Source organism: Serratia sp. MYb239, assembly GCF_002966855.1.
Taxonomy (GTDB): Bacteria; Pseudomonadota; Gammaproteobacteria; order Enterobacterales; family Enterobacteriaceae; genus Serratia_B; species Serratia_B rhizosphaerae.
The window spans coordinates 3532434-3549729 of sequence record NZ_CP023268.1 but is presented as its reverse complement, the minus strand read 5'-3'; the positions used below and the strand labels follow the sequence as shown (position 1 = coordinate 3549729).

Here is a 17296-nt window from a genome sequence, read left to right as displayed (position 1 = left end):
TCAGATATAGACGTCCAACGCGTTGTACGGCGTAGGGCGGTTGACGCCGTCGGCCGTTTTCGCGTGTTCTAACTGCTGTTTTTCCATCTCTTCTTTGCGGATGCGCGCGATCTCGGCCTGCAGCATGGTGATACGCGCCTGGAGCAGCTGTTTTTGCTGTTCGATCTGTTTAGCATCGCCGTCTGAGTCTTTCAGCTCCAGCAGCTGTTGCTGTAAATCCTGAATTTGCTGCTGCAACGCCTTGATACGCGCCGGCGCGCCGTGCTCAACGGGCGCTGCGGGCTGGTTGCCATCGTTCTTCTTCGCTTTGCCGGCGTTGGGATGGGTGTCCAGCGGCGTGGCCATCAGCAGCTGGCCGGCGTTGCCCGGTGCGCTGGCGAGGCGGCCGACCGCCGGCAGGGCCGGTTTGAGTACTGCGGACGTGATGATGCTGTTTATCATATCGCGGTTCCTGAGTCGGGTGATCTCTCACTCTTATCGGCAGGGTGCGCGCAAACTTTAGACAGCAGACTGTCGCAGTTGCGGCCAGCGCTGCAGCCAGCCTTTGTCGGCAACACGCTGCTGATAGGCGGCGAAATTGGCGCTTTTGGCGTTGAAGGTAATGCTGTCGGCGAACAGCGCCTGCAGGCCGAAGGGGGCGACCAGCGTAATGCTGTCGTCGGCGTTGAGCCGTGCGCCGACCGCCGTTTCGATCTCTGTCCAGTAACTGATGGCGTCTTCACTGCTGCGGTAGGGCGCGCGCCCGGCGCGCAGGTGCATCCGCGCCTGATTTTTCACCGACCAGGGCTGCGGCAACCACTCCCGCAGGCGCGCCTCCAGCATGCGATCGCGTTCGGGCTGGGTGCGCTGCGGATCAAAATGGATCACGTCGATATCGTTCAGCGGCGTCGGCTGCGCATAGTCGTGCCGCCGATCCCACACTAAATTGCGCACAAAACCGGCGCCGAGGCACCAGTCGCCCAGCCCCAGACGGCGCGCGGCGCGCAGGGCGTTGATGCGCGCTTCATCCTGTTGTAACCACTCAATAATCTGCTGCTCTGGCTGCATAAGCGCTCCTTGGTTGCGGCTACTGTACCCTGAAGCGGAAAAGGATGAAATGCGCGATGTCTCAGGCCCAGCTGGGCGGCTGGCCGATATATTGCTGCAGCAGCGTGGTGAAGGCCGCCAGCCTGGCGGAAACCTTGGCTACCGGGCGCAGCAGATAAATCCCTTGCTCCTCGCCACGCGGGTCGTCCATCAGCGGCAACAGCGCGCCGCTATGCACGTCCGGTCCTACCACCCAGTTGGGCAGGAAGGTGATGCCGATACCGCTGAGCGCCGCCAGCCGCTGGGCGGTGAAATCATCGCAGCGTAACGCCAGCTTGCAGCGGTTAAGCAGCGCGGCGTCAAGAATTTGCCCCCAGCAGGCCGGCTGCTGCTGATGTAAGCGCGCAATCAGCCGGTGCTGTGGCAGGTCGGCCAGCGTGCTCGGGCGTCCGTAGCGGGCGACATAGGCCGGGCTGGCGCACATCAGCCAGCGTTGGGTGGCGATGCGGCGGGCATACAGCGAGCTGTCTTTCTGCTCGCCGATACGCAGCGCGGCGTCGAGGGACTCCTGTTTGGGATCGGCGGGGCGCTCGGTGAAATCCAGCTCCACCGCCAACTGCGGATAGCGCTGCGCCAGTTCCGGCAGCAGCGGCAACAGGTAGGTTTTACCAAAGGTCGGCAGGCAACTGATGCGCAGCACGCCCTGCGGCACATCGCTGAGCGAGTGCAGTTCGGCGCGCAGGGTCAGCATATCGGCTTGCAGCGCTGCGGCGCGGCTCTGCAGCATTTTCCCGGCATCGGTCAGCTGTAAGCCGCGGGTCGAGCGGATAAACAGCGTCACCGCCAGCTGTTGCTCCAGCGTATCGATATGGCGCACCAGCGAAGAGGGCACCATGCCCAGCTTGCGGGCTGCGGCGGAGAAGCTGCCCAATTGGGCGACTTCCAGAAAAATCGGCAAATGTTCGGCATAACGGGTGTCGTTCATCTTTGCATTATATGCAAAAGCGTTTCTTATGAATATAGGGTTCTCAGTGCTGCGGCTTAATCCTACTATTTTTAAGGAGATAATGCGGGTTTCCGACACGTTATCGCCGATAAATTAAGAGAAAATGTAAAAATATTACTGTTGTCATAACTTGTTACGTGGTTGTGGCGGATAGCTTCCGGCAACCCTTTTTTTGCTTCAACACCAGAAAACGTTTTTATCACGGCGGAATCAGAGAGACTAAAGGTTAGAAATGTTAATCATTTGTTTCTCCCAACGTGGTGTCGACCCCAGAGGTCGATTTTTTGTTGCCGGTAGCTGAATCGTTACAACGCGAAGCGGGCTGAGCAGCATAGTTGAACGCGCGGACGCCGTATGTCCGCGCTGGTGGAGGAGTATTGCATGAACCAGAACCACGGGTGTTCCTGTGCGCAGCATTTGGCACAGGGTTTTGCCAGCCAGTCGGCGGCAACCGGTGAAGGGGAGATTTACCAGATTTCGCTGATGAGCGCGCTGATCGGCGGGGTATACGAGGGAGACGTCACCATCGCCGAACTGCTGCGCCACGGTGATTTCGGCCTGGGAACCTTCAACCATCTTGACGGCGAACTGATCGCCTTTGACCAGGAAATTCATCAGCTGCGCGCCGACGGCAGCGCACGCCCGGCGCAGCAGGATCAAAAAACGCCGTTTGCCGTAGTGACCTTTTTCAAGCCCAGCGTCACGCAGCATTTCGACCGTCCTATCACCAAAGCTCAACTGCACCAGTGCATCGACGAACAGGTGGCCTCGCCCAATCTGTTTTGCGCGCTGCGCGTCGACGGCGAGTTCAGCCATGTGGAAACCCGCACCGTACCGCGTCAGGAACGCCCCTACAAGCCGATGCTGGAGGCGATAGAAGCACAGCCGACCTTCGCCTTTACGCGGCGCTGCGGCACGCTGGTGGGCTTCCGCTCGCCGGATTATATGCAGGGCATCGGCGTGGCCGGCTATCACGAACATTTTGTCACCGACGACCGTAACGGCGGCGGCCACGTGCTGGATTATCAGCTGGAGCAGGGTCGTCTGCAGTTTGGCGTCATCACGCGTCTCAACCTTCAATTGCCGCACGATGCGGATTTTCTGCGCACCAACCTCTGCCCGGAGGATTTGGACAGCGCCATTCGTTCTGCCGAAGGCTAAACAGGCCTGCGCCATGCGTGTCGTGGCGCAATAACGGCGGTCGATTTTTTTACTTTATGAGGTGGAACCATGAAACAGCTTAATACGGATGAAAACTGGCAATGCGGCGCCGATTTGGTGGTGAAAAATCTGGAAGCACAGGGGGTAAAGCACGTGTTCGGCATCCCCGGGGCAAAAATCGACCGGGTGTTTGATTCGCTGGAGGATGCGCCGTCGATTGAGACCGTGGTGGTGCGTCACGAGGCCAACGCCGCCTTTATGGCGGCGGCGGTCGGCCGCCTGACCGGTAAGGCTGGGGTGGCGCTGGTGACGTCCGGCCCCGGCAGCTCCAACCTGATCACCGGTCTGGCGACCGCCACCTCGGAAGGCGATGCGGTGGTGGCGCTGGGCGGGGCGGTGAAACGTGCCGATAACCTCAAGCAGACCCACCAGAGTATGGATACCGTCAGCATGTTCCGCCCGGTGACCAAATATTGCGCTGAAGTACACGCCGGTTCGGCGATTTCTGAGGTGATCGCCAATGCTTTCCGCAGCGCCGAGTTCGGCCGTCCGGGGGCGTCTTTTATCAGTCTGCCGATGGATATCGTCAATGAACCGGTAAGCGCGCCGGTGCTGGCCGGCTGCCCCGCACCGCGCATGGGCGCCGCGGCCAGCGACGATATTCAGCGGGCGGCGGCGCTGATTCAGCAGGCCGCCTGCCCGGTGCTGCTGCTGGGGCTGCAGGCCAGCCGGCCGGAAAACAGCGAGGCGGTACGTCAGCTGCTGTACCGTACGCAGATGCCGGTGGTCGGCACCTATCAGGCGGCCGGGGCGATTGACGTTAATCATTTCGCCCGTTTCGCCGGCCGCGTCGGCCTGTTCAATAACCAACCGGCGGATCAGCTGCTGCAAAAGGCCGATCTGGTGGTCAGCGTCGGCTACGGGCCGATTGAGTACGATCCGTGTATGTGGAACGGCGCGCGTCATCTGAAGCTGGTGCATATCGACGTGCAGCCGGCGGAGATCGACTGCTGTTACCGGCCGGACGTCGAACTGGTGGGTAATATCAGCGCCACCATTCAGGCGCTCGGCGATAGCCTGCCGGGGCGGCTGACCATACCAACGGAGGTGGAAACCATTCTGGCCGATCTGAGCCGTCAGCGCAGCGAGCTGGCCGAGCGTGCGGCGCGGCGCGGCGGCATGCCGATTCATCCGCTGCGCATCGTGAAGGAGCTGCAGGATATCGTCAGCGATGACGTGACGCTGTGCGTGGATATGGGCAGCTTCCATATCTGGATCGCCCGCTACCTGTACAGCTTCCGCGCGCGTCAGCTGCTGATTTCCAACGGCCAGCAAACCATGGGCGTGGCGCTGCCGTGGGCCATCGGTGCGGCGCTGGTGCGGCCGGGGGATAAGGTGGTGTCGATTTCCGGCGACGGCGGCTTTATGCAGTCGAGCATGGAGCTGGAAACCGCGGTGCGGCTGAAAACCAACATCGTGCACGTTATCTGGGTGGATAACGCCTATAACATGGTGGAAATGCAGGAGGTGAACAAGTACCAGCGCAAATCCGGCGTGTCATTCGGGCCGATTGATTTTAAAGCCTACGCCGAATCCTGCGGCGCGGTGGGCTTCGCCGTCCAGTCGGTGGACGAGCTGCGGCCGGTGCTGCGTAAGGCGATGGAGATTCAGGGGCCGGTGGTGGTGGCGATCCCGGTGGATTACGCCGATAACTACAAGCTGATGGCGCAGATGAATTTCAGCCAGATGATTTAAGCGGACTTCTTTACCTGATAGAAAACGCGCCCTGGAGGGCGTTGATAATAAAAAACCGGTCAACATGCTGACCGGTTTTTTTATGGCAGTGCCGGGGGGGGATGTTTTCATCCCGGCGTTACCCGCTATCAGAAGTGGGTGTTGATGCTCATATAGAAGGTACGGCCCGGTTCGTTGTAGGTAGCCGCCCCGGCGCCGGCAATATTGACCGCGCCGGTGGTCGGGTTGCCGACGTTCTGCGCGTTGCCGGCGCGGAACTGGCGTTTGTCGAACAGGTTGTCTACCCCGGCGGTCATGCTGACGTTTTTGCTGACGTCGTAGGTGGCGCTGAGGCCGACGATGGCGTACGGGCTGACTTCACGTCTTTCACTGCCGCTGGTGGCTTCCCCTTTGTAGTTGTACTTCTTCGGCTTCTGACGGCCGTACCAGGTCAGGGTGCTTTGCATCGACAGGTCCTGCGTCGCCTGCCAGCTCAGGGTGGAGTTGAGCGTGAACTTGGGAATAACCGACAGGTAATCGTCGGTGGTCTTATTCTTGTTCTCGATCATATAGGTCAGGTTGTTGGTCCAGGAGACCGTTTCGCTGACCGGCACGTTCAGCGACCCTTCCAGACCCTGCACCACCGCCTTAGGCACGTTCTCCCAGCGATAGATATCGGTTTTACCGTTGCTGGTCTGGCTGACAGGCGTGTAGCCGGCTTCGATCTTGTTGCGGTAGTCGTTGCGGAAGTAAGTGACGCCGGCCAGCCAGCCGTCGTTGTGGAACTCCAGCCCGATTTCTTTGTTAACGCTGGTTTCTGCCTTCAGATCGTCGTTGCCCATCAGGTAGCAGCCGACGCCGCTGGAGCTGTTGGCGCAGCCCTGGCCTTTGCTGTACAGGATATAGTTCGGGTTGGTCTGGAACAGGTTCGGCGCTTTATAGGCGCGGGCGATGCCCATCTTCAGGGTGAAGTATTCACCCAGCTCCTGCGACAGATTCAGCGACGGGCTCCAGTTATCGCCGGACACCGAGTGGTGATCGTAGCGCATGCCCGGCGTCAGCATGGTGGTGTCGGTGAGCTCAATATTATCTTCGGCAAACAGCGAGAAAATACGCGCGGACGAGTAGGGGCTGCGATCCGAACTGGAGAGACCGTCGATATCGCCGCCCTGCAGCGCCTGGCTGACGATTGAACTGCTCTTCATCTTCTGCTGGTTCCATTCGGCGCCCAGCGTGGCGGTTTGCGGTACCCACATTTCAAACGGCACGCTGACTTCGCTGTGCAGCAGGATATCGTCCAGATCGGTATCGTTAAAGCCGGCGTCTTTCTCGTTGAAAATCCCTTCGGTGCCGCCGGCCAGCCCTTCGTTCATCCGCGAGTTGCGGGTGTTTTCGTATTGCACATAGTTATTGGTGCTGACGCCGTTGTCCCAGGCGCCCTGATAACGTAAGGCGTAGGTTTCGCGGTACATACGGTTGGTCTCTTTACCGTACATATCCTTCACCAGGTCATTGCTGTTGGTGTTCTGGGTATCGCCGGCGTACAGGTTGCCCTGACGGCCGTAGCCATATTCGAACTCCAGCGATTGCAGATGGGCGAAATCCCAGTGCAGCAGGCCGTTGATGTTTTTGTCGATCACCCCTTCGCGACCGGCCGGCAGGCTGTCGGCATAGGCGCCGTAGCGGTCGGACTGATGACCCTGGTTGATATATTGGGAATCCGCCTGGGTTTTGCTGTAGCCGCCGAACAGGCGGAAGCTCAGGGTATCGGTTAACGGCCCGGCCAGGCTGAAGTCGGTGCGTTTGGTGGCGCCTTCCTCTTTATGCTGCGGAATGTTGTAGTAGGCATTCAGCGAGCCGTGCAGTTCTTTGGTCTGTTTCTTGGTGATGATATTGACCACGCCGCCGGCGGCGCCGCTGCCATAGCGGGCGGCGGCCGGGCCGCGCAGCACTTCGATGCGCTCAATCATTTCCGGCGGCACCCAGGCGGTGTCGCCGCGGGTATCGCGCTCGCCGCGCCAGCCCTGACGCACCGAGTTGCGGCTGCTGGCCGGCATACCGTCGATCAGAACCAGCGTGTTTTCCGGTCCCATGCCGCGGATATCCAGCTGGCGGTTGTTGCCGCGCTGGCCGCTGGTGGAGTTGCCGGTCAGGTTGACGCCGGGCATGGTGCGGATCAGTTCGCTGATATCGCGCGCCGGCGGGCGCTTTTTGATTTCGTCGGCGGTGATGGTAGAGACGCCGGGCGCCTGCAGGTTCTGCTTGGCGGCGGTCACCAGGATGGTGTCTTCGGCCGGTTTTGCTGGTTTTTTATCGTCAGCGGCGGCGGTGTTTTCCGCGTTTGAGGGGGTATCCGTTTGCTGTGCGGCGTGCGCCAAAGTGGACGCGCCTAAACCCAGGCCGATAAAGGTAGCCAGAGAATAACGAGAAAGTGTGCGATTCATTGTGATTTCCTGCCGTTTTGCCATCCCTGCGGCGTAGCTCATGCCGGCAGGGCAGCCGGTTGTCGTTTTTTATGTCGTCAATGATTCATGGATAGAATAAGCCGGAGACGCGCCCGGCATTCGACCCGTTACTAATAATCGGCATCCGTCCCCGATGAAGAATACCGACCCTGTTTGTGGGCCCGTACACACTATTGCAAATGAAAATAATTATCAATAGTATTCGATTTACCGTGTCTATATATGCGGTAGGGCAGCCGGATATTTTCCGTGCGCACAGCGTGTTATGCCAACTACCAGGTGAGTGGGTGTTTTGAAAACTGAACAACAGCCAACAAGCAGTACGTTATTAACAAGCAAGCACGTCGGGAGCCATGGCTGGTGGCTGGAGATTGCCCGGCGCGGCACGCCGTTGGTGGAACCGACCGACAACGGCCGCTGGAAGGTGACCTTCCTCTGGCGCGATCCGCAGGGGTGCGAACTGACGTCCGCCTATAAGCGCGTCTGGATCAACATTAATTGCCTGACCGACCACCATCAGCCGAATCCGCCGCAGAGTCTGCAGCGTCTGAGCGGCAGCGATGTGTGGTACTGGCAAACTGAACTGAACGCCGACTGGCGCGGCAGTTACTGCTTTATTCCCAGCATGGACGACCGTCCGCTGCGCGTCGACGGGGCCGATGCCCACGCCAATATGCATGCGCGGCGCCATTGGTGGCATCAGGTGTTCGCCAGCGCGACGCACGATCTGTTGAACCCTTACCGCTCCTGGCCGGCCGCCGGCGGTAATATTGTCTCCGGGCTGCATATGCCGGAAGCGCCGCCGCAGCCTGCCTGGCATGATTTTGACAACTATGAGGTTGCCAGCGGCCGCTGCATTCCGCCGGCGCCGGCGCGTCTGCAGCAGCATACCTGGCACAGCGAGCGGCTCGGCAACAGCCGCAAAGTGTGGGTGTACACCACCGGCGACGGCGATCCGACGCAGCGACCGCTGGCGATTCTGCTCGACGGCCAGTTCTGGGCACAGCAGATGCCGGTGTGGGATCCGCTGATGCAGATGACCCGTGCAGGCCAGTTGCCGGCAGCGGTGTATGTGCTGATCGATATTATCGATTTGAAACATCGCGCCCAGGAGCTGAGCTGTAACCCCGATTTCTGGCTGGCGCTGCAGGAAGAGCTGCTGCCGCAGTTGGCGGAGTGGGCGCCGCACAGCGCCGAGGCTGCGCGCACCGTGGTGGCCGGGCAAAGTTTTGGCGGCCTCTCCGCGTTGTATGCCGGGTTGAACTGGCCGCAGCGTTTCGGCGCGGTAATCGCCCAGTCCGGTTCTTACTGGTGGCCGCGGCGCGATATGCTGCAACTGCCGACCCCGCCAGAGGACGCCTGCTGGCTGCAGCGTCAGGTAGAGCAGGGATTGGGCAGCCACGGCGCGCTGAAGGTGTTTATGGAAGCCGGCATGCATGAGCCGTTGGTGCATCGGGTCAGCGGCCAGATGGCGACGCTGCTCAGCCAGCGCGGACATCGGGTGCACTATCGGGCGGTCGAAGGCGGCCATGATGCGTTGTGCTGGCGCGGCGGCCTGCTGGATGGCCTGCAGGCGCTGTGGCAGCCTGATTTTGTCACCGCCCACCAAACCACGCCGGTTGCCGATCCCCGTCTGATTCAAGGAGCCCGCGATGGACATGCCGAACCCGTTTGACGACCCGCAGCAGCGCTGCCTGATTCTGTGCAACGGGCAGCAGCAGTACAGCCTGTGGCCTGACTTCAGTCCGGCACCGGACGGCTGGCGTACGGTGTTCGGCCCGGCAGAACGCGCCGAATGCGTCGGCTGGCTGGAAACGCACTGGCGGGACATGCGGCCCGCCGCGCAGCGTGAGCAACAATGATGACTGGAGCAAGTACGGTGTCAGAAAATTCTAATTTAGCGGCGGATTATCAGGCATGCCCGGAGATGCCGCTGGTTGCGGCGCAGCCCGGCATCTGGGTCGCCGATCAAATTTCGCCGCACGGCAATGCCTATGCGGTGGCGCATTATATTGAACTGAATGGCGCGTTGGACAAAGAGTGCCTGCTGCGCGCCATCGGCCTGGGATTGTCCGAGGCCGATACCCTGCGTCTGCGCTTTGAAGAGCGCGACGGCGTGCCGCTGCAGTGGCTGGATGCAGAGTGTGCCATCCACGCGGCGGAATATCTCGATTTTACCGACTCGGCGGACGCCGAAGCCGCGGCGACGGCGCTGATGGACATCGATCTCAACGGCGAGCTGCGTGTCAGCAGCGGAAACCCGCTGTACCGCAACGTGCTGATGCGCGTGGCGGACGATCGTTGGTTCTGGTATCAGCGCTATCACCATATGCTGGTCGATGGCTTCAGCTTTACCGCCATTACCCGTCGTGTCGCCCACATTTACAGCCGGCTGCGCCGCGGCGAAACGCCGGATCCGACGCCGTTCAGCGCATTTAGCGACGTAGTGGCCGAATATCAGGCGTATCAACAGTCCGCCGGCTGGCAGCGGGATGCCGGTTATTGGCGCGATAAGGCAGCCCAGCTGCCGCCGCCGGCGACCCTCAGCCCGCAGCCGTTGGCCGGGCAGGCGCCGACCACGCGCATTCATCGCCTGAGCCAGCACTGTTCGGCGGCCGATTTCGCACCGCTGGCGGCGCTTGGCCGCCAGCATCAGCTCAACGCCGCCGATATGGCGATCGCGCTGCTGGCGCTGTGGGTGTCGCGCCTGAGCGGCCAGCCGCACTTCAGCGCCGGCTTTATCTTTATGCGCCGTACCGGTTCCGCCGCGCTGTGCGCCACCGGGCCGGTGATTAACGTCTTGCCGATGGAGATGCTGGTGGATCCGCAGGCGACGCTGGCGGAGGTGGCGCTCACGCTCAGCCGTGAGCTGAAGAAGGTGCGCCGCCATCAGCGTTATGATGCCGAGCAGGTGCAGCGCGATCTGGGACGCATTGGCGATGCCGAGCCGCTGTACGGCACGGTATTCAATTTTAAAATGTTTGATTACCAGCTGGATTTTGACGGTATTGCCGGCATTACCCACGATCTGGCCTCCGGGCCGGTGCGCGATCTGGAAATTGCGCTGTTTATCGGCGACGACGGCCAGCTGAAGGTAGAACTGCTGGCCAATGCCGAGCGTTATCAGCGCGATGAACTGGCGGCCCATCTGCAGCGTTTGCCGCTGCTGCTGAGCCAGTTTACCGCCCGGCCGCAGCTGCCGGTGGGGGAAGCCGATATGCTGACCGCCGCTGACCATGCGCTGTTGGAGCAGGTGAATGATACTGCCCACCCGGTGGCGCCGCAGACGCTGAGCGGCCTGCTGGCGCAGCAGGCGCAGCGCACGCCGGACGCGCCGGCGCTGTCCGATGCGCATTTCCGCTTTACCTACCGCGAGACCCGCGAACAGGTGAGCGCGCTGGCGCGCCAGCTGACCGTACAGGGCGTGCGGCCGGGCGATATCGTTGCCGTGGCGCTGCCGCGTTCGGTATTCCTGTCGCTGGCGCTGATGGCGATTGTTGAAGCCGGCGCCGCCTATCTGCCGCTGGATACCGGTTATCCCGATGAGCGTCTGGCGATGATGCTGGAAGACGCCATACCGCGGCTGATTATCACTGAACCGTCGCAGCAGGCGCGTTTTGCCGGACAGGGCGATATCCTGCTGTTCGATGCGCCGCTGGCCGCCGACCATGCCGCGCAGGTCGAGGTGACGGGGCCGACGCCGCACCATCCGGCCTATATTATTTTCACTTCCGGCTCCACCGGCCGGCCGAAAGGGGTACTGGTCGGCCATCAGGCGATCGTTAACCGCCTGCTGTGGATGCAGGACCACTATCCGCTGAATGCGCAAGACGTGGTGCTGCAGAAAACGCCGTGCAGTTTCGACGTGTCGGTCTGGGAGTTCTTCTGGCCGCTGATCGTCGGCGCGCAGCTGGTGATGGCTCCGCCGGAAGCGCACCGTGACCCGCAGCAGCTGCAGCAGTTGATCGCCCGCCACCGCGTGACCACCATGCACTTTGTGCCGTCGATGCTGGCGGCGTTTGTCAGCGCGCTGGAAGGGCCGGAAGCGGTTGAACAGTGCGCCAGCCTGCGCCGGGTATTCTGCAGCGGCGAAGCGCTGCCGGCCGAGCTGTGCCGTCAGTGGCAGAGCCGCACCGCGGTGCCGTTGCACAACCTGTATGGCCCGACGGAGGCCGCGGTGGACGTGACCTGGCATCCGGCCTGGGGTGAGGCGCTGGCGGCGGTAACCGGCACCAACGTACCGATTGGCCTGCCGGTGTGGAATACCGGGCTGCGTATTCTTGATGCGCGTCTGCGCCCGGTGCCGCCGGGCGTTGCCGGGGATCTGTACCTGACCGGGGTGCAGCTGGCGCACGGCTATCTGGGGCGGCCGGAGCTGACCGCCAGCCGTTTTGTTGCCGACCCGTTTGGCGACGGCGGACGGATGTACCGCACCGGCGACGTGGCGCGCTGGCTGCCCGACGGGGCGGTGGAATATCTGGGGCGCAGCGACGATCAGCTGAAGATCCGCGGGCAGCGCATCGAACTGAGCGAGATCGATCACGCGCTGCTGTCGCTGCCGGGCGTGCAGCAGGCGGTGACCCATGCGCTGGTGCTGACCGGTACGCCGACGGACGCCGGCGGCGACGCGCGCCAGCTGGTGGGCTATCTGGTGCCGCAGGCGGGGGTGACGCTGGATCTGACGGCGCTGCGCGCTGCGCTGGCCGACCGCCTGCCGCCGCACATGGTGCCGGTCGCGCTGGTGGAGATGGCGGAGCTGCCGCTCAGCGCCAACGGCAAACTGGATCGTAAAGCCCTGCCGCAGCCGCAAAGCGGCACGCGCAGCGCCGGCCGTGAACCGCTGCCCGGGCTGGAAAGCGAGATCGCCGCGGTGTTCGCCCGTCTGCTGCAGCGTGAGCAGGTGTTTGCCGACGACGACTTCTTCGCCCTGGGCGGCCATTCACTGCTGGCGATGCGTCTGGCGGCGGAACTGCGCCGCGATCTGGATAAGGCAGTTTCAGTCGGACAGGTGATGGTGGCGTCGAAGGTGGAACAGCTGGCGGCGCTGCTGGCGGAGGAGCGTACGCAGGAAGAGGCCGACCGCTGCGGCTTCGACAGCGTGCTGCCGCTGCGCACTACCGACGGCCCGACGCTGTTCTGCCTGCATCCGGCCTCCGGTTTCTCCTGGCAGTTCAGCGTATTGCCGCGCTATATCGATCAGCACTGGTCGCTGGTGGGCATTCAGTCGCCGCGCCCTGACGGCCCGCTGGCGCTGAGCGAAGATATGGATCAGGTATGCGAGGCGCATCTGGCGACGGTATTGTCGGTACAGCCGCACGGCCCGTACCACTTCATCGGTTATTCGCTGGGCGGCACGCTGGCGCAGGGCATTGCCGCCCGGCTGCAGGCGCGCGGTGAAGAGGTGGCGTTCCTCGGACTGTTGGATACCTATCCGCCGGAAACGCAGAACTGGGACGTGATGCTGGACGATAACGTGCTGAAAGAAGTGCAGCGCGAACGCGAACAGTTCCTGGCGGTGTCGGAAGATACGCTGGACCCGGCGCTGGGTGAGACCCGCACGGCGATGTTCGACAATATTGAAGCCAACTACGCCGACTCGGTGCGCTTGCTGTCCCGTACCCATACCGCCAACTTCCGTGGTCAGGCGACGCTGTTTGTCGCCAAACGCACGCTGCAGGAAGGGATGGACGTGCAGCAGACCTGGGCGGAATATGTTGATGCGTTGCAGGTACACGAGCTGGACTGCGCGCATGTGGACATCGTATCGCCGGCATCGTTCAAGGTGCTGGGGCCGCTGTTGAACCGTATCTTGCGTACGCTGTAGGCGGGCAGGGCGCGTTGCGCCCGATGATGAGGCATTAAAAAGGCGCGTAAGCGCCTTTTTTATCGTTAATCGGTGTCAGTCCGATGGGGAATCGGCATACACATGCCGATGCAGCACGGGATTATCTGCAGCCGTAGTGCCGGAAGGCGGGCCGGACGCTTCAATAACCGGGTTATTGGATGGCTGGTCCTGTTCTGACTGAACCGAGCGGACCAGGCGGTTGAGCGCCAGGGCCCGGCGCTCGGCGATCGGGCGTTTAGTGTTGAGCATCTGCATTTCCCTCGCTTGTCTGCTGTCTGAAAATTGGACAAATTTTACCATGAGCTTGCTGCGAACCCAACGTCAGCGCGAGTAGTTTTCAATATAGGCTTCCAGTGCGCTAAAACGCGTAACGCAGTCCATACTGCCGGGAATCTGCCGGAAGTCGGCATGGGATAAGTAGTAGCGAAGCGTATGCGGATTAATCGCCTGGCGGATGGTTATGCGCAGCGTTTTTTCATCACAGCCGCAGCGTGCTATCAGCCCGAGCGCATAGAAATATAAGGTATACAAAACGTACTTAAACATTTTGCCGTGGAGCGGGTGCCGTGCGTTATCCGTCACAAAGTTTTCAAGGGCAGTGACTTCGAGAGTATTGAAGTGAACATCGTAGATATACAGGCAAATGCCGGCAGGCTGCGTAGGGTCCGTTTGTAGTTTGAAGGCAAAATCAAAGCCTTCCTGGTGGCGGTAACGCATGGTGCGGTCGTCAAGGCGTGATACTAAATGGTGCCAGTTGAGTCTGAGCCGATGCATATTGTGGTGTAGCCAGCTTTCATCGGCGCGTTGAACAGCCGTGATGGTCAACCCGCCGGCAATTAACACCGTATTCATATCGGCCAGAGCCTGACGAATGATTTCTTTATGCGTTGTTGCAGAAAGCGGCCTCTGCCGGGGCGGGCATTGGCCGTTGACGATATCTTCCATGATTTAATGCCTTTGATCCGTGGTTCCCGGTAGGTTAACGACGGGTCTGGGGGACGGCAAACGGCGATGTTTAAATCAGGAAGGCCGATCGCAAAGTTCAGGGTTTACCCAGCGGCACCACCAGCGGCGTATGCGACACCGGATCGTCAATGATCATGCACTTCAGGCCGTACACCTCTTCGATCAGCTGCGGCGTGACGATATCTTTCGGCGCGCCTTCGGCGATCACCTTTCCGCCGCGCATGGCAATCAGATGGGTGGCGTAGCGGCAGGCGTGGTTCAGATCGTGCAGCACCACCACTAACGTATGGCCGCGCTCGCGGTTCAGCTGGCGCATCAGCTCCAGCAGTTCGATCTGGTGGGTGATATCCAGCCAGGTGGTCGGTTCGTCCAACAAGAGCAGCGGCGTTTGCTGCGCCAGCACCATGGCGATCCATACGCGCTGGCGCTGACCGCCGGAGAGCGTGTCGACCGCCTGTTCCGCCAGATCTGCCACGCCGGTGGCGCGCATCGCTTCTTCTACCGCCTGCTGATCCTCCTCCCGCCAGCGGCTGAACAGGCGCTGATGAGGATAGCGGCCACGGGCCACCAGATCGAACACGGTAATATCGCCGGGGGCGATCGACGTTTGCGGCAGCAGCCCGAGCTGGCGCGCCACCTCTTTGGTGGCGTAGTCGCGGATGGGTTTGTCATTCAGCCACACCTGGCCCTGCTGCGGCTGCATCAGGCGGCTGAGGGTACGCAACAGCGTCGACTTGCCGCAGGCGTTGGGGCCGATAATGACCGTCAGCTCGCCGTGCGGAATGGCGACGGACAGGTCGCTCGCCACGATTTTCTTGTCATAGCCCAGCGTCAGGTTTTCGGCGCGCAGCGGCGCGGACAGCGGCGTTACAGTATTCATTTTCTACGTGACTCACGGATTAATAGCCAAATCAGGTAAATACCGCCCAGGCAGACGGTCAGCACGCCGACCGGCAATTGATACGGTATAAACAGCCGCTGGGCGGCGACGTCGGCCGCCAGCAGCAGCAGGGCGCCGGTCAGCGCGGTTAGCAGCAGCACGTGGCGGTTGGCGCACAGGCGGCGGGCGATCTGCGGCGCCACCAGCGCGATAAAGGAGATCGGCCCGGCGACGGCGGTAGCCGCGGCGGTCAGCACCACGCCGAGCAGCAACAGCAGAACGCGCGATCGATCGACCGAAACGCCGAGCGCGCAGGCGGCGTCGTCGCCCATCTCCAGCAGACGCATGCGGCGCGACAGGCCGCACAACAGCAGCGTCGACAGCGCGATTGCCAGCAGCGCCGGCTGGCTTTTCGCCCAGGTGATGCCGTTCAGTGAACCGGCGCTCCACAGGCCGGCGGTCATCGATGCCTCCAGCGACGCGCTGACGATCATCCAGGTATTGGCGCCCATCAGCAGCGCGCGTACCGCGATGCCGACGATAATCAGGCGAAAGGCGTCAACGCCGTTACGCCAGGCCAGCAGGTATATCAGCAGCGCGGTCAGCAGGCCGCCGGCCAGCGCGCCGCTGGTGATGCCGAGGATACTGCTGTTAAACAGCACCACGGCCACCAGTACACCGCTGTAGGCACCGGTATTGAAACCGATAACGTCGGGGCTGCCCAGCGGGTTGCGCAGCAGCGACTGGAATATCGCGCCGCTGATGCCGAGCGCCGCGCCCAGCAGCAGCGCCATCACCACGCGCGGCAGACGCCACTGGGTGACGATTACCGCCAGATTGGCGGGGCCTTCGCCGCGCAGGGCGTCAATCACCTGCGCAGCGCTCAAAGACAGCGTGCCGGCGCCGAGGGCGTAGACGGCCAGTGCTGCGCAGGCGGCGGTGAGCAGCAGCACGGTCAGGGTGGCGCGCGACAGGCGGGCGGCGCGTTGCGGCGCGGACAACATGGCGGTATGGCTGGCCATCAGCGGCTCCTCCTGAACATATGACGCTGACGCACCAGCGCAATCAGCACCGGTGCGCCAATCAGCGCGGTGACGATGGAGACGCGCAGCTCGCCCGGCACCAGGAAACGGCCGACTAAATCGGCGCTGAGCAGCAGGATCGGCGTCAGCACCAGCGTCCAGGGTAAAATCCAGTGCAGTTCGGAGCCGGCCAGACGGCGGGCGATATGCGGCATCATCAGGCCGACGAAGGCGATTGGGCCGACGGCGGCGGTGGCGCCGCCGCACAGCAGGGTGATGGCCAGCAGGCCGAGCAGCTGCGTACGTACGATGCCGGTACCCAGAGCGGTGGCCAGATCGCTGCCCATGCTCAGGCTGTTGAGGGCTTTGGTCAGCCACAGGGCGATCAGCGTACCGAGGAGAATCGGCAGCGCGACGGTGCGCACCACCTGCATATTTTGGATATCCAGCGAGCCGGCCTGCCAGAAGCGCAGCTGGTCGAACACCTGCGGGTTAAGCAGAGAAATCCCGGTGGTCATGCCGTCCAGCACCGCGCCCAGCGCCACGCCCGCCAGCGTCAGGCGCACCGGATTCAGCGTGCTGCGCCCGAGCGCACCCACCAGCGCCACCAGCAGCGAGGCGCAGAGCGCACCGGCAAAGGCGAACCACAGATATTGATCGATGTCGGTGGCGCCGAACAGCGACATGCCCAGCACCACGGCGAAACCGGCGCCGGCGTTGACGCCGAGAATGCCCGGGTCAGCCAGCGGGTTGCGCGACAAGGTCTGCATCAGGGCGCCGGCCAGACCGAGCGCGATGCCGGCCAGCACGCCGATCAGCGTACGCGGCAGGCGGGCGTCGGTGATGATCACGCAGTCAACGCCGCTGCACTGGCCGTTTAATGCCTGCAGAACGGTGGAGAAGGGGATGGATTGCGCGCCCAGCGCCAGGCTGAGCGCCATCATCAGCAGCAGAATCAGTACGGCGAACAGTAGCGCGTAAAGCCGGCGGCGAAAGGCGCGCGTAGTACCTAAAAACAGAGTTTCCTGGGGCGCTGAAGCAGCGTGCGAGCAATTGTGTGTAAGCCGGAACATAACAGCCCATTATTCAATTGAATATTAATGATATTTATTATCATTATTGATTGTATTCATCTATGGTAGCATGAGTCGCTGCCCCATTGCAGTAGCAAGCGTGCAATTCCTTTATAAA

The 17296-nt window shown here is 61.9% G+C and carries 14 protein-coding genes; 5 read left to right on the top strand and 9 right to left on the bottom strand.

Going from position 1 to position 17296, the window contains the following annotated elements; genetic code table 11:
* From CLM71_RS17090 to CLM71_RS17080, 3 genes are all read right to left on the bottom strand, one after another.
* Window positions 1-441, bottom strand: coding sequence for a FlxA-like family protein (locus tag CLM71_RS17090; RefSeq protein ID WP_105232046.1), 441 nt, complete (start codon window positions 439-441; stop codon window positions 1-3).
* 57 nt (window positions 442-498) lie between these two features.
* Window positions 499-1047 carry a nucleotidyltransferase family protein gene (locus CLM71_RS17085; protein WP_105232045.1) on the bottom strand — a complete coding sequence of 183 codons (549 nt, stop codon included), beginning with the start codon at window positions 1045-1047 and terminating at the stop codon, window positions 499-501.
* 61 nt (window positions 1048-1108) lie between these two features.
* Window positions 1109-2011, bottom strand: coding sequence for a LysR family transcriptional regulator (locus CLM71_RS17080; RefSeq protein WP_105232044.1), 903 nt, complete (start codon window positions 2009-2011; stop codon window positions 1109-1111).
* Window positions 2012-2413: 402 nt separating this feature from the next.
* Here CLM71_RS17080 and budA point away from each other — a divergent pair, with 402 nt between their 5' ends.
* Window positions 2414-3193 carry an acetolactate decarboxylase gene (gene budA, locus CLM71_RS17075; RefSeq protein WP_105232043.1) on the top strand — a complete coding sequence of 260 codons (780 nt, stop codon included), beginning with the start codon at window positions 2414-2416 and terminating at the stop codon, window positions 3191-3193.
* Window positions 3194-3262: 69 nt separating this feature from the next.
* Window positions 3263-4948, top strand: coding sequence for an acetolactate synthase AlsS (alsS, locus tag CLM71_RS17070; protein ID WP_105232042.1), 1686 nt, complete (start codon window positions 3263-3265; stop codon window positions 4946-4948).
* A gap of 128 nt (window positions 4949-5076) precedes the next feature.
* Here the strand turns inward: alsS and CLM71_RS17065 are convergent, their stop codons facing one another.
* Complete coding sequence (locus CLM71_RS17065) at window positions 5077-7371, bottom strand: TonB-dependent siderophore receptor (RefSeq protein WP_105232041.1); 2295 nt, start codon at window positions 7369-7371, stop codon at window positions 5077-5079.
* Window positions 7372-7684: 313 nt separating this feature from the next.
* Here CLM71_RS17065 and fes point away from each other — a divergent pair, with 313 nt between their 5' ends.
* The 3 genes from fes (at window position 7685) to CLM71_RS17050 (ending at window position 13216) form a co-directional block, all read left to right on the top strand.
* Entirely contained in the window at window positions 7685-9067 is a 1383-nt protein-coding gene (gene fes / locus CLM71_RS17060; protein WP_105232040.1) for an enterochelin esterase, read from the top strand.
* Window positions 9045-9254: an MbtH family protein gene (locus tag CLM71_RS17055; RefSeq protein WP_105232039.1), complete on the top strand. Its 210-nt coding sequence runs from the start codon at window positions 9045-9047 to the stop codon at window positions 9252-9254. Before fes ends, CLM71_RS17055 begins: the two co-directional genes overlap by 23 nt.
* Before the next feature lie 65 nt (window positions 9255-9319).
* A complete protein-coding gene (locus CLM71_RS17050; RefSeq protein ID WP_199776417.1) occupies window positions 9320-13216 on the top strand; it encodes an enterobactin synthase subunit F in 3897 nt (1298 codons plus the stop codon).
* 75 nt (window positions 13217-13291) lie between these two features.
* Here CLM71_RS17050 and CLM71_RS17045 read toward each other — a convergent pair whose 3' ends face one another.
* From CLM71_RS17045 to fepD, 5 genes are all read right to left on the bottom strand, one after another.
* On the bottom strand, window positions 13292-13486 hold the full coding sequence (locus CLM71_RS17045; RefSeq protein WP_158684829.1) for a hypothetical protein: 195 nt from the start codon (window positions 13484-13486) through the stop codon (window positions 13292-13294).
* A gap of 72 nt (window positions 13487-13558) precedes the next feature.
* A complete protein-coding gene (locus CLM71_RS17040) occupies window positions 13559-14182 on the bottom strand; it encodes a hypothetical protein (protein WP_105232036.1) in 624 nt (207 codons plus the stop codon).
* Between the two features lie 97 nt (window positions 14183-14279).
* Entirely contained in the window at window positions 14280-15083 is an 804-nt protein-coding gene (locus tag CLM71_RS17035) for an ATP-binding cassette domain-containing protein (protein WP_105232035.1), read from the bottom strand.
* The gene (gene fepG / locus CLM71_RS17030) at window positions 15080-16105 is read right to left on the bottom strand and encodes an iron-enterobactin ABC transporter permease (RefSeq protein ID WP_105232034.1); all 1026 of its coding nucleotides are present in this window, start codon (window positions 16103-16105) and stop codon (window positions 15080-15082) included. The genes CLM71_RS17035 and fepG overlap by 4 nt, the downstream gene beginning before the upstream one ends.
* Window positions 16105-17178: a Fe(3+)-siderophore ABC transporter permease gene (gene fepD / locus CLM71_RS17025; RefSeq protein ID WP_105232033.1), complete on the bottom strand. Its 1074-nt coding sequence runs from the start codon at window positions 17176-17178 to the stop codon at window positions 16105-16107. Before fepD ends, fepG begins: the two co-directional genes overlap by 1 nt.
* Window positions 17179-17296: the final 118 nt, after the last annotated feature.

Bases quoted from the DNA above. Each gene is read 5' to 3' on its own strand.
- CLM71_RS17090 (WP_105232046.1), bottom strand. From the start codon at position 441: ATGATAAACAGCATCATCACGTCCGCAGTACTCAAACCGGCCCTGCCG.
- CLM71_RS17085 (WP_105232045.1), bottom strand. From the start codon at position 1,047: ATGCAGCCAGAGCAGCAGATTATTGAGTGGTTACAACAGGATGAAGCG.
- CLM71_RS17080 (WP_105232044.1), bottom strand. From the start codon at position 2,011: ATGAACGACACCCGTTATGCCGAACATTTGCCGATTTTTCTGGAAGTC.
- budA (WP_105232043.1), top strand. From the start codon at position 2,414: ATGAACCAGAACCACGGGTGTTCCTGTGCGCAGCATTTGGCACAGGGT.
- alsS (WP_105232042.1), top strand. From the start codon at position 3,263: ATGAAACAGCTTAATACGGATGAAAACTGGCAATGCGGCGCCGATTTG.
- CLM71_RS17065 (WP_105232041.1), bottom strand. From the start codon at position 7,371: ATGAATCGCACACTTTCTCGTTATTCTCTGGCTACCTTTATCGGCCTG.
- CLM71_RS17055 (WP_105232039.1), top strand. From the start codon at position 9,045: ATGGACATGCCGAACCCGTTTGACGACCCGCAGCAGCGCTGCCTGATT.
- CLM71_RS17050 (WP_199776417.1), top strand. From the start codon at position 9,320: ATGCCGCTGGTTGCGGCGCAGCCCGGCATCTGGGTCGCCGATCAAATT.
- CLM71_RS17045 (WP_158684829.1), bottom strand. From the start codon at position 13,486: ATGCTCAACACTAAACGCCCGATCGCCGAGCGCCGGGCCCTGGCGCTC.
- CLM71_RS17040 (WP_105232036.1), bottom strand. From the start codon at position 14,182: ATGGAAGATATCGTCAACGGCCAATGCCCGCCCCGGCAGAGGCCGCTT.
- CLM71_RS17035 (WP_105232035.1), bottom strand. From the start codon at position 15,083: ATGAATACTGTAACGCCGCTGTCCGCGCCGCTGCGCGCCGAAAACCTG.
- fepG (WP_105232034.1), bottom strand. From the start codon at position 16,105: ATGGCCAGCCATACCGCCATGTTGTCCGCGCCGCAACGCGCCGCCCGC.
- fepD (WP_105232033.1), bottom strand. From the start codon at position 17,178: ATGTTCCGGCTTACACACAATTGCTCGCACGCTGCTTCAGCGCCCCAG.